The 11,764-nt window shown below is 45.5% G+C and carries 13 protein-coding genes, 1 tRNA gene and 1 pseudogene; 6 read left to right on the top strand and 9 right to left on the bottom strand.

Features of this window, described 5'->3' with window-relative positions; genetic code table 11:
- Nucleotides 1–105 (top strand): annotated as a pseudogene (locus tag Q1A69_RS08050) (IS30 family transposase); the annotation flags it as partial.
- An 83-nt stretch (nt 106–188) separates the two neighbouring features.
- Here Q1A69_RS08050 and Q1A69_RS08045 read toward each other — a convergent pair.
- The 3 genes from Q1A69_RS08045 to Q1A69_RS08035 form a co-directional block, all read right to left on the bottom strand.
- Complete coding sequence (locus Q1A69_RS08045) at nt 189–926, bottom strand: LytTR family DNA-binding domain-containing protein (protein ID WP_299583728.1); 738 nt, start codon at nt 924–926, stop codon at nt 189–191.
- On the bottom strand, nt 923–1,954 hold the full coding sequence (locus Q1A69_RS08040) for a histidine kinase (RefSeq protein ID WP_299583725.1): 1,032 nt from the start codon (nt 1,952–1,954) through the stop codon (nt 923–925). Before Q1A69_RS08040 ends, Q1A69_RS08045 begins: the two co-directional genes overlap by 4 nt.
- Before the next feature lie 165 nt (nt 1,955–2,119).
- The gene (locus Q1A69_RS08035; protein ID WP_299583722.1) at nt 2,120–3,481 is read right to left on the bottom strand and encodes an amidohydrolase family protein; all 1,362 of its coding nucleotides are present in this window, start codon (nt 3,479–3,481) and stop codon (nt 2,120–2,122) included.
- A 707-nt stretch (nt 3,482–4,188) separates the two neighbouring features.
- On the opposite strand from Q1A69_RS08035, the gene Q1A69_RS08030 reads away from it, so the two are divergent.
- The 3 genes from Q1A69_RS08030 (at nt 4,189) to Q1A69_RS08020 (ending at nt 5,876) form a co-directional block, all read left to right on the top strand.
- The gene (locus Q1A69_RS08030; RefSeq protein ID WP_299583719.1) at nt 4,189–4,770 is read left to right on the top strand and encodes a hypothetical protein; all 582 of its coding nucleotides are present in this window, start codon (nt 4,189–4,191) and stop codon (nt 4,768–4,770) included.
- A gap of 436 nt (nt 4,771–5,206) precedes the next feature.
- Nucleotides 5,207–5,482: a hypothetical protein gene (locus tag Q1A69_RS08025; RefSeq protein WP_299583716.1), complete on the top strand. Its 276-nt coding sequence runs from the start codon at nt 5,207–5,209 to the stop codon at nt 5,480–5,482.
- Between the two features lie 76 nt (nt 5,483–5,558).
- Nucleotides 5,559–5,876 (top strand): hypothetical protein, encoded by a 318-nt coding sequence (locus Q1A69_RS08020; protein WP_299583713.1) that lies wholly within the window; start codon nt 5,559–5,561, stop codon nt 5,874–5,876.
- A gap of 333 nt (nt 5,877–6,209) precedes the next feature.
- On the opposite strand, the gene Q1A69_RS08015 is transcribed toward Q1A69_RS08020, so the two are convergent.
- From Q1A69_RS08015 to Q1A69_RS07990, 6 genes are all read right to left on the bottom strand, one after another.
- Nucleotides 6,210–6,908 carry an SMI1/KNR4 family protein gene (locus Q1A69_RS08015; RefSeq protein WP_299583711.1) on the bottom strand — a complete coding sequence of 233 codons (699 nt, stop codon included), beginning with the start codon at nt 6,906–6,908 and terminating at the stop codon, nt 6,210–6,212.
- Nucleotides 6,909–6,925: 17 nt separating this feature from the next.
- Entirely contained in the window at nt 6,926–7,177 is a 252-nt protein-coding gene (locus tag Q1A69_RS08010; protein WP_299583708.1) for a hypothetical protein, read from the bottom strand.
- A gap of 332 nt (nt 7,178–7,509) precedes the next feature.
- A complete protein-coding gene (locus Q1A69_RS08005) occupies nt 7,510–8,007 on the bottom strand; it encodes a macro domain-containing protein (RefSeq protein WP_299583705.1) in 498 nt (165 codons plus the stop codon).
- Nucleotides 7,983–8,264 carry a hypothetical protein gene (locus Q1A69_RS08000; protein ID WP_299583702.1) on the bottom strand — a complete coding sequence of 94 codons (282 nt, stop codon included), beginning with the start codon at nt 8,262–8,264 and terminating at the stop codon, nt 7,983–7,985. The genes Q1A69_RS08005 and Q1A69_RS08000 overlap by 25 nt, the downstream gene beginning before the upstream one ends.
- Before the next feature lie 13 nt (nt 8,265–8,277).
- The gene (locus Q1A69_RS07995; RefSeq protein WP_299583700.1) at nt 8,278–8,613 is read right to left on the bottom strand and encodes an HYD1 signature containing ADP-ribosyltransferase family protein; all 336 of its coding nucleotides are present in this window, start codon (nt 8,611–8,613) and stop codon (nt 8,278–8,280) included.
- Between the two features lie 607 nt (nt 8,614–9,220).
- Nucleotides 9,221–9,307, bottom strand: a tRNA-Leu gene (locus Q1A69_RS07990).
- A gap of 178 nt (nt 9,308–9,485) precedes the next feature.
- Between Q1A69_RS07990 and queA the strand changes: the two genes are divergently transcribed.
- Together queA and tgt are read left to right on the top strand one after the other, a co-directional pair.
- Nucleotides 9,486–10,559, top strand: coding sequence for a tRNA preQ1(34) S-adenosylmethionine ribosyltransferase-isomerase QueA (gene queA, locus Q1A69_RS07985; RefSeq protein WP_299583697.1), 1,074 nt, complete (start codon nt 9,486–9,488; stop codon nt 10,557–10,559).
- Nucleotides 10,556–11,692, top strand: coding sequence for a tRNA guanosine(34) transglycosylase Tgt (tgt, locus tag Q1A69_RS07980; RefSeq protein ID WP_366525562.1), 1,137 nt, complete (start codon nt 10,556–10,558; stop codon nt 11,690–11,692). The genes queA and tgt overlap by 4 nt, the downstream gene beginning before the upstream one ends.
- The last annotated feature ends 72 nt before the right edge of the window (nt 11,693–11,764 follow it).

The following is an 11,764-nucleotide window of genomic DNA, read 5'->3' as shown; positions in this document are numbered from 1 at the left end:
GATGCAGTGTTTCGAATCAATACTCGCCCCAGGAAGGTGTTAAATTACTTGAGCCCACTGGAATTTTTGGTGGGTAACCGTGTGTCACTTATGTTGGCAATCTAGGGTTTAATAAATATATTTGGATGAAATTTAGGAGGGTCCTTGATAATAATTTCAAGCCCAGGCAGTTTAGTGAGTTTGCTTTCCTAGCTTCCCTGTTCGAATATGATTTTCAATCGGTCGGCTCCGGACCGGCTAGATATTAAAGTAGTTTTATGCTCATCATCAAGAATCACCGCCAATTTTCCGTTTAAATAACGCTGAATTTCCGAGACTCTGTCCAGGTTAATCAGGTAGCTGCGATGTAGGCGCAGGAATTGATCTGGGTTAAGCTTTTGCTCCAGTTGATCTAAGCCCATTTGTAAGGGTTTGATGCCTTTCTCTGTATGAGCAATAATTGAACCTTGTTCAGATTTAATATAAGAAATATCGTTCAGATCAATAAAGGTCATACGATCATCGCACTTACTTACGAGACGCTTCAGTGCTATCGAATCCCCCCTTACTTGAGTACTGTTATAAATAAGGTTGATTCGCTTCTCAGCTTTTTCGATGGCAGCTTTTAAGCGTTGCAATGGGAAGGGTTTAAGTAAGTAATCGATTGTATCGTGGTTAAAAGCATCAATAGCAAATTTAGAATACGCAGTTGTGAAAATAATATAGGGTTGGTAAGTTAGGGCATCTAGTACATCTAATCCACTAAGATGAGGCATTTCAATGTCCATCAGTAGTAGTTGTGGTTGATGCTCCTCAATCAATGTTAATGCTTCCAGTCCAGATTTTGCTTCTGCAACCAATTCAATAGATTTGATAGTTGCCAGTTGAGCTTTTAACTTATGTCTTGCCGGTGCTTCATCTTCGGCAATAATGACCCTTAAATTCATACAGACATCTCAACTTTAACGTGGGCACCGCTTTGATTGCTTAGAGTTAGTTTTCCATTTGGTTGTAGCTCAATGCGCTGGCGTAAATTATGGATTCCAGTTCCCTGTGAGTGGATAAAACTAAGAACACTTTCCTGAAATCCATATCCGTTATCTACGACTTCAATAATTACCTTGTCATTCTTTAAGTAGATACGACATTGAATATGCAAGCTTTCTATTGTACGGCAATGTTTGAAGCAGTTTTCAAAAATTGGCTGTAATAATAGGGGAGGGATAGAGATATCACTGGCTCTTGGGTCTACCGTAATCTCTACTTTCAAGTGATCACCAAAACGTATTTTTTCTATTTCTAAATACTTATTAATCAGTTCAATTTCTTCTTTGATTGTTGTTTCTTCTAGCTCGCCAGTGTCGAGAGAATACCTCAAAATATCCGCCAGTTTATGTAAAACTTCATCAGCGAGGTGTGGATCGCTATGAATATAGGAGGAGATAGTATTAAGACTGTTAAACATAAAATGTGGATTTAGCTGATAGCGTAATGTTTGTAATTTTGCCTTCTGCATGGCGAGCTTTTGCTCAGAGGCTTTATGGCGGTATTCCAGCATGGCGTAAGAACAGTATAAACAGGTAGCCCACATTAGCCCATTAAAGATAATTCCCAGTCCCATATTCAAGCCGCCTTCGACATTAAAGGCGTACTCTATAAACCAGCTAACGCATTGATTGCCAATAGTCATATGGACTACCAGAATCATCCACTCTATTAACAATGAATGATACCCTCTGCGTCTAAGGCGCAATACAATGAGAGCGGTGGACCAGGTGGGTAGCCAATAAAAGAAAACAAACCATATCGGAGCACCAGTGAGAGCACTGCTAATCGAGCTTATATCTCCTGATTCAAAAAAGACAAATACGCAAGCTATGTCTAGTAATAGAACGACGACAAATGATTTCGCAAAGAAAGGATGCTTAAGATCTTTTAGTATTGACATAAAATAGTGATGAGCAATAGCTATCATAACTTATTCTAGAATGGCCAATTATATTGCGAATAAATAAGATAAGATAGTTTTAATTCGGCCCTGCTTAATATGTTTTCTTATTTTCTAAAGGTGAGTGTCAGCACCCATAGTCACAACTTAAATGGGTGCTGATGCTATGAGGTTCTTTTATATTCTGTGGCCTTAGTTCTCCGATGAAGATTCACAACTAGAACCGATAGGGGTAGTGGCGTAACTCTTCTCGATGAGCTTTGTTCTCTCTACCGCTGAACCTGCAAGATAGATTTTTTCTGGGTTTGTAATTGCTTGTATGTTCTCAATAGGGTTTTTATTTAGCAGGATGAAGTCTGCACGTTTCCCCTGGGATATTGACCCCATATCCTCACTTGCATTTAGAGTTTGAGCTGCAAAATATGTCGTGGCGAGTAAAACTTGTTGATTGGATAGACCCGCTTTGTGCAAGGCTAATATCTCGCTGATTAAACCCAGTCCGTGTGGTGAATAGGGGTTGCCGGAATCAGAGCCTGCGCCAATTCTAATACCAGCTTTAGCTAGCTTAATCACGTTATTATAGGCTATGGATTTTTTCTGCCAGGCTAGTTCTCTAATGGTCTTTGGTGCTTTGACTTCACTAAATAAACAAGCTTTCATTTTTGGGTGTATGGGCGCCAGGTCTAATTGGCTGATCGATTGATTTTCATGTTCATCACCCTGATTATGATACACCGATAGAGTGGGTATATAGGTAACCTTGTTTTGTTGCATGAGCTTTATAAATTCATTATCCACCGGTTCAAAATTAATACCGTGGGCTAAAGCAGTAGCACCGGCCCTGATTGCTCGTTTCCCATCTTCCAGGGTGGAGACATGAACAAAAAACGGCAAGTTGGCGCTTTGGGAGCGTTTTCCAATCTCTTTTAGTACATCATCTGAGAGCGGGATGGCACTACCATCAAATGTCTCTATGATGGCTTTGGTTAACTTTGGCTGATAACTTAAATGTACATCCCAGCTCGCACTGATTTGGTCAACACTACCAATCTCATGAACTTTCACCCCGAACTGAGTACCGTGACCTTTGGGGTTGGTGAAGGCGGGACCGGATGCAAATACTAGTGGGGCCGAATTGGTCAGTTGGAGTACAGACCGCATCATATCGCTCGACATCAGAAGATCTGTGACAGTGGTAACGCCATAATAGAGGTGATTATTTAAATTGGCTTCGAGTGGCAGATGCTGATAATTCTCATAAGTTGACCCTGATGCACTCAGGTGTACATGCAAATCGATTAGGCCCGGTATCGCATATCCACCCTGTGCATCGTGGGTATTCTCGGCAGAATGGGCCGTTTTGGTCATTGGGCTGATTCTAGCTATACGGTCACCTTGAATGTATATGCGGCTTTTCTCACTGAACCCTTCCGCATTGCGGGTCAATATTTGTACATTGTCGATTCTCAAATCATAGTCATTCTTTTTTGTTTCAAGAGCGAAGCTAATGCTTGAGGCTAATAGTAAACTAGAGGCAATGGCTGTAGCTTTCATGAAAGCTTCCTTTCCTGTTGAGTTTTGACCTAGCTTATAGCGACAGCAATCTCGGTGTTATAAAAAAGGGCCAATCGACATATTCGTAGATGAACGAACAGTTTGAGCCTGTGAGTGGTGTGGTATTGAGTTGAGTTGTGGCAGCTCCTCCCGAACTTCAGTGCTAACCATTTGGGGGGGCAGCTAGACCGATACAAGTGGCTATATGATATCGCTGCTTATTACCGTACAAATAGCGATATCCAGGGATAATTGCCACTCGAATTTTGTTAGCTCACTTGAGGCGATTCTCATAGTTTTACCTGGCGCTATTTCTTTACCACACAGAAATGTTCTTCGCATACAGCTGGAGACGCTATGGTAATAGGGGGGTGCCTCTAGTAAGACTTGAGTACTTCATGGAAGAGGCATTGCTTACCCCCTACCTCTCTGTCTCAATAATAACTCACCTGTAGTCGTTGACTAACTACCCATTTGATGACGCCTTGATTTGAGGGTGTTCGTCATCAATTTCGTAAAAATTAGATTTCTCGCCAGTGAAAATATGCCCCATCGTTTTCAACCTGGTTGGGCCATCTAGTGATCCTGCAATAATACCAGTTGCATCGAGATTAAATGGCTCCCAGAAGAGGCTTGGGCCAAATTTCCCGGCAATGAGCGCGGGGCCTTTGGCTTTCCACAACCGTGCACGGTGGTTGAATTGCCTTTTGCCTTTTTTCTATGGCCAGCCGGATCAGCCTTTTATTCGTACTGTACTATCGCGCGGGGTAGGGGTTCCGACACTCGACCGTGAGAATTTACTTTGGCAGCAAAGTGACTCAGTACGACAAAAGATGGACGCCAGCGGAGAGTGGAGCAGGGAAACACACGGATATATTCGCGAGAAATCATTACGCAGGATCACAGAGGCCGCAGAAATTCAATCGAGCTGCGACAGTGAACACCGCCAAGTACGTGAACATTCTGTGGAAGAAGTAGCCGGCGTAAAAATAATTGAAGCCCTTGGAGCTTTACGTTTCTTATCTGCTGGTGGCCTGAACTTGTCAGCCCTAGACAATCTAAATATTACAAGCGGCATTGATATTAATATTTCAGTGGGGCGCGACTTAAAAGAACAGATCGGAAATATTCTTGAATCAGTGGCCAAGGTCCGACAAGCTATCAAAGTAAAAGACAGCGGCAAGGTTTGGTTGGGCAGTGAATCTTTAAATGTGCTGAAAGTGCTAGAGGATTTAATCGGCATAGTATCGGCCCTGGCCGGAACACTCGCTGCACACCCCCCCCAGTAATGGCAAAAAACCAGACCAGAAGGTGGCAACTAATGGGCACAAGAGCAGTGCGGATAGTTTGAAATCTCAGCTTAGCGCTGTGCGGGCTTAAGCTGGTTATACACTTAAAAGGAGTGAAGTTATGAAAAATCAGATACACAGATTTGCAATTTTCCCCGAGCGTGTACATTTATTGGATTGCGGTGCAAAGAGTTTTAGAGCTTCTGGCCGACTCAAGAGGCGGCAAAAGAACTAGCGGAAACAATTGATAAATCCAAGAACGCGCTACATTACTCCTGGTTGCAAATTCTGGATATGGCGACAGGGAAATTTACTGAGTACTCGATTAAGAGGGGAGGGGTATTGGAGGAGAGGGAGTGCCCCAATTTTTAGTACTGATACCGCTGGAATAAGGCGGTAAACTTGACAATTTAAAGGAATAGATAGGGATTAAATTATGATTAATGATCTATTAGAGCTGCCCGTGTATATCCAGGTATTACTGGCTACTGGGTATATAGGCCATTCGGTAGCTAACCAGGGGTTCAGGGATGGCGAACACAAGGACGAATTATTACACAGTATTTTAATTTACGGCATGGTTGGCTTGATGGTTTTTTATAGCATGCTGTCATTCTGGAGTGGTTCACTGGTTGTTTCGGCGTTAGTGGCTATTTCGGCTAGCTGGATCTTTGGTGTTTTAGAAAATTACAGGGCGCAAATGGTACTTTAAAGCACTAAATACCACAGGCATTACCAATGAAAATGGGCCGGGTTCGCTATGGAATCGGCTACAACAGGATACCGGTATGTTTCCTACTCAGGTTGTAGTTACCCTAAATGATGGGACAAAACTATGTTGTGATTCTGTGCAGGATTTTGATGATGCTTCGGTTTCACTCTATGAAACTGATGATAAGGGCAATGTGGATTTATATGTGACCGAACAAAAATTGCCATCTCGGGATGACTTTAAGGCGGTGGATAATGTGCGCCATCCAAGCTGGGGAGATAATCTAATCTATATCCCTAGCAGGGAGATAAAATATGTGGAGCTTAGATACGTAAGCGGTGGTTCCTACAGTCTCAGCAGTCTTAGGAGTCGAATATCCTTGCTCAGAGACTAGGGCTGCGGCGTCTTTCTTGAATTCCGGCTTGTAATGCCGTCGTGTACCTTTTGTTTTCATACTTCACTTCACTTCACTTCACTTCACTTCGCTTGGTAGTTTTACCATCTTAGCGAATTGTCCGGAAGGATTAGACTACTACACATTCACATATCACTAACCAAGGAGCCCCACTAAAAAATATCGAGACCTCTTAAGAACTTGTAATTTATCACAAAGAGAATGTCACCTCTCTAAATTTTAAAGAAGGCATGGAATTAGAATTTTTCAGACCTTCCTACTCTCTCACTTATGTCTAGACTAAAACAGCTAGGCTAGACTCTATAGCGAAATTCAGAAACCCATTACGGTCCAAGAATCTACCACAGGCCAAAAATCTAACCCTAACTTAGGGGCCCCACTGCTAGACCACAGCAAACAACTTTTCGACCCATCTTTAAATTCAATACAAAGATAATCTCCCATACCATTTTCATAGAGAGCTAATGTTTTGCTCAAATCTACAGGACTTTTTCCAATAGTATCCAAAATACCCCAATCCTCACTTTCTAAGAGAAAAAAGCCTTCAACAGGAGATAACCCCATAGATCCCGAGGGTAAGTATCTCCAACCATTATGCAACTCATAAAAGTTTTTTAGACCATTTGGTAAATCATTCCAAAAGCCCAAAACCTCTGGATTTATTTTTTTTAATTTTGGGTTGCGCCCCTCGTAGTAAAGTATCCTTTCTGAGTCGTTAGCTTTCACGCTATATAAGAGAGAATAGCCAGAAAAACTTCCAAATTCAGAATGCAGTAGATCAATATTTACCAGGTTATCACGCAAGTATTCTAAAACTTGCTCAAACTCCACCTTAAATTCATTCCAATAAGAAAGTGCAGCAGTAACTCTATCACTAGGCTCTCTGGATAATATGTCGAGCCAGCTATCAGGCAACTTCTCCTTCTCGAGACTATCCAGCTGCTCCAGCTTTAAAATTTGAGGATTCCTCACGTATCCACTTAAAAAACCAACTAAATCAGCATTACTCATCGAATAAACTCCAGGTTTTAAGAGTCAGATCCATTTTTAAAATCATAAATTTTCTTCTGAAGAATATGCTCTAAATTTGCCTCAATTGGTATCATTTTAGTCTTAAAAGCTGGGTTCGTAGGTGTATTTGAGTCTTTATGGTCCCACCATTCAGAATAGGTTTTATCGCCTCTCGAGGCATTTGCAGACCCACTGGAGCCAATATAATTATCATAAAAGTTTAATAGTGATAACTGCTGCTCCTTAGAAAGCTCATCAAAACCTTCCATCTTCGTAATTCGTGTCATAGGCACAATATGGTCAGCTTGAAGCTTCTTCAGAATTGTAAACCCTGAAAGAGTCTCGTCCGGGTACGCTTAGATGCAAAGCGAATTAATTAATTTGGGTTGGGTTTAGCTTTTTCCGATTGGGGTGGCTTTGTGCCCTTTTGGTTTTTGTCCTCTCTGTGAATATTCGTCGTCACTATTTGCGCTCAAAATATTCCCATGAAACTGTAGAGTTTTTTGCATTATTGTTCTCCTCTTAGAGGCCTAGTATTGAATAAAGATTAAGCTAAATAGGTACAGGGGCGTTTTGCCAGCTTTTAGCTTTTGTCCTTTCATTAATCCAAGTCATAAACGAAAACTTCAATTCCTTTCGATATAAGATTGGTAAGAATGATGGCTTCTATTTCTTCCCAGTGGCCACCTGCAAGACCACAACCAATTCTAGGCATATGAATAGATGCCGATTTTTCCAGTGCATAGTCTGCGACCAGTGAGAGACCCTCTCGAATTGAATCATAACGAACAGGTGCAGGTGCTGTTTTGTTTCTAGGTGAGCGAACACCATGTTGGCCGATGATGTTTGCTACTGTTAAAGCCTCCGTTACTGTAACGAATTGAACATCACCAAGTTGTGGTTTGAGGTTTCCATTGAACCAAGCTTTGTATTGGCGTTCTGGTTCTTTCCACCTTCTACTAATCGCCAATACAAATCCGCGCCCCCACTTTCCTAAGTCGTTGCATACGTGAGTAATAATCGCGTGCCCCTCAGCGCGAGGGGCAGTAGCATCACCTTTTACATAATGTATGCTCACTTTTCTGTGGCTTCCTTCCATTTAGTTTCAAATTGCTGAGGTGTAATGGTTTTTATATCAAACTCGGCCTGATTGGCAATTTCAGAAAAAGGTGGTACAGCTGCAATACCGAGTTTTGTTGTTTTTGATGAGGCTTTTGGGGAGGCAAAGCCTAGTGATCCATCTTTGAATACTTCTACTTTTCGTGTCTCAAAGCGATCGCTGTTGAGCTCGCTGTAGAATTCTACTGGGTAGTTTTCTGGGCTGTTATGCCACTTTGAATAAATATAAGAAGACATGAGTTACCTCGATTTAATTTTTCCCATGGCCGGTCAGCCTTTCGGTAATGTCCAATGGTTTTGAGCTTGGTATCAAGTGGACATGCTTTCGTCCATAAATCACGCTCAGCCCCTTCACATTAATATTGATGTGATGAGTGAAGCGGTGTCCAGCCCATGGGATATTAAAAAATATCATAGATAGTTGTCCTGGCCTTTTGCTGCCAGGAGTTATATCACTCAGGTATTGGCCATCGCCGAAGCGGGCATCCTTTGGGTTGTTTGCCTTTAGTGAGGGGCGAATGGATTTACTCTCAAGGATTCCAGAATATCCGGCTTCATTTGTGTAGTGATAAAGGATTCTATCCATAGAAAAAACCTTAGCGTTCGTTGCAATTACTTTTGGTACGAAAGTGCCGCTGTGCACGTAGAGCCTTGTTCTGGCCCAGACTCAGATATTGTGATGCTTTTTGGGTGGCTTGCGAAGCCCTTAATAGTTGGGAAGTGCTACTTCAGGGGGGGGATATGTGGGGGAAGCCTTTTTCATTTTCTTTCATTCCCAATTGACGGAGGTTAGGAGATAAAAGGTGGAAGAACCTCCATAGAATTTGTGGATTTTTTGCGGCTTCAACCTCTTTCGATTGTTTTTCGATCACTCAAAACGGCCGCCGGTCACTCCTCCTCACGCCTGCCGATTTTGGACGCTCTTTTGGTTGATGAAATGACACTATCGGGCAGGGGCTGAGCTGGTGCGGGGTTTTGGGATGATCGGGATATCACACTTTGAAGAGTGGGGAAGAGAAGTGAAAGAAGATTGCACAGTCGGAGGGCTTGCAGTGTAGAAAAGTGCCAACGTGATTTTGCGTTGACACTTTGTTGACACATTGGCGTTAAAACCAACAAAACAGTCTTTTACAAAGTTGCCTACGCAGAAATAAAAAACCCGCAAAAGCTAGCGCTGGCGCGGGTTTGAGAGATGGTACCAGAGGCCGGACTCGAACCGGCACGCTTTTAAGGGCGGGGGATTTTGAATCCCCTGTGTCTACCAATTTCACCACTCTGGCACTTTCGCTGCGCGACCTTGGGGTCGGTGCGAAGAGGGCGTGATTATAGCAATGCTTTCGCTTGGGTCAACCAGTGATTTCAATCACTTAGCGCATTTTCTGTCGTCGCAGTTAACAGCTCCTAAAATTTCCTATAACCTTCGCCACCTCTCCAGTATTTCTAATTTTCCAGGATTCCATGCAGCGTCAGGACTTTGACTTTCATCTGCCCGATGAGCTGATCGCCCGCGCCCCCACTGAGGAGCGCCGCGGTAGCCGTCTTTTGTGTTTGGATGGGCCCGGTGGGGCCATCGTTCACCGGCAGTTCCCAGATATTCTCGACCAGGTACAGGCCGGTGACCTGATAGTCTTTAATGATACCCGGGTAATCCCGGCGCGTTTGTTCGCACAGAAGGAGACCGGCGGTAAGTTGGAAATCCTGGTGGAGCGGGTGCTTAACGAGACAGATATCTGGGCCCATGTGCGCTCCAGTAAGTCGCCCAAGCCTGGTTCTACCATCGTCCTCGAGGACGGCACCCGTATAGAGGTGACCGGCCGCAAGGATGCACTGTTTGAACTGTCCTTCCCCAAAGAAGAGGGTGTGCTGGCGATTCTGGATCGCCTCGGTCATATGCCGCTGCCTCCTTATATTGATCGCGAAGACGATGCCAGCGATCGCGAGCGCTACCAAACCGTGTACGGCCGCAATGCCGGTGCCGTTGCGGCGCCAACGGCGGGGCTGCATTTTGACGATGAAATGATCGGTGCGCTGCGGGACAAAGGGGCAGAGGTTGTCTTCGTGACTCTGCATGTGGGTGCCGGTACCTTCCAGCCGGTGCGCGTGGACAATATTTATGAGCACCAGATGCACAGCGAAGTGCTGGATGTCACCCAGGAAGTGGTGGATGCGGTAACCGCTTGCCGCGCGCGCAATGGCAGTGTGATTGCGGTGGGTACCACCAGCGTACGCGCGCTGGAGAGTGCGGCGCGCAGTGGCCAGTTGCAGGCCACCGTGGGGGAGACGGATATCTTTATCTACCCCGGTTATGAATTCCAGGTTGTGGATAAGTTGGTCACCAACTTCCATCTGCCGGAATCCACCTTGTTGATGCTGGTGAGTGCCTTCGCGGGATACCAGCATACGATGGCCGCTTATAAAGCCGCTGTTGAAGAGCGCTATCGCTTCTTTAGTTACGGCGATGCCATGTTTATTACCCGCGATCCCAATGCCAAAAAAGAAGAAGTCGCATCAGCGAAAGGAGATACCCAGTGAGCCGCGAATGTTTTATGCAGTTTGAAGTGGATACCACTGATGGCAAGGCCCGTCGTGGCCGTTTGCGTTTCCCTCGCGGTGTGGTGGAAACCCCAGCGTTTATGCCGGTGGGCACTTATGGCACTGTGAAAGGCATGTTGCCGAGGGATATCGAGAGTATCGGTGCGCAGATTATTCTGGGTAATACCTTCCACCTGATGCTGCGCCCGGGTACCGAAGTGGTGAAAGCCCACGGCGACCTGCACGATTTTACCCAGTGGTCCGGCCCGATCCTGACCGACTCCGGCGGTTTCCAGGTGTTTAGCCTGGGTGAGCTGCGCAAGATTACGGAAGAGGGGGTTTCTTTCCGCTCGCCGATTGATGGCAGCCCGGTATTCCTGGACCCGGAAGAATCCATGCGCGTTCAGCGGGACCTGGGTTCCGATATTGTGATGATTTTCGATGAGTGCACCCCCTACCCGGCCACTACCGATGAAGCGCGCAAGTCTATGGAGTTGTCCCTGCGTTGGGCGGAGCGCTCCAAGAAGGCTCACGGCGATAGCCCGTCGGCGCTGTTCGGTATTGTGCAGGGCGGTATGTTCCCGGAATTGCGCGATGTGTCCCTGCGCGGCCTGACCGAAATCGGCTTTGATGGCTATGCCATTGGTGGCCTATCGGTGGGTGAGCCGAAAGATGAGATGATCAAGGTGCTGGATCACCTGGCGCACAAAATGCCGGAAGACAAGCCGCGCTACCTGATGGGTGTGGGCAAGCCGGAGGATATTGTCGAGGCGGTGCGTCGCGGTGTGGATATGTTCGACTGCGTCATGCCCACGCGCAATGCGCGCAACGGCCACCTGTTTACCTTTGAAGGGGTGGTGAAAATCCGCAATGCCAAGCACCGTCATGATACGGCCCCCCTGGAGGAAGAGTGCGATTGCTACACCTGTGAGAATTTCTCTCGCGCGTACCTGCATCACCTGGATCGCTGTGGTGAGATTCTCGGTGCGCAACTGAATACGATTCACAATTTGCGCCACTACCAGCGCCTGATGCAAAAGCTGCGCGATGCCATTGCCGCCCATGAGTTGGAGGCCTATGTCGCGGAGTTCTACCGCGGTCTTGGGCGCGAGGTGCCCGCGCTACAGGCCTAGTCGGGCGGCATTTTTATCCTATTTGGGGTGCAGTCGAGCGCATCGCTGTGCCCCTGTCATTTGTTCGGCTCC

This window comes from uncultured Microbulbifer sp., assembly GCF_947498635.1.
In the GTDB taxonomy this organism is placed as follows: domain Bacteria; phylum Pseudomonadota; class Gammaproteobacteria; order Pseudomonadales; family Cellvibrionaceae; genus Microbulbifer; species Microbulbifer echini.
The sequence above is the reverse complement of the archived record's forward strand: the minus strand, read 5'-3'. Positions and strand labels throughout refer to the sequence as shown.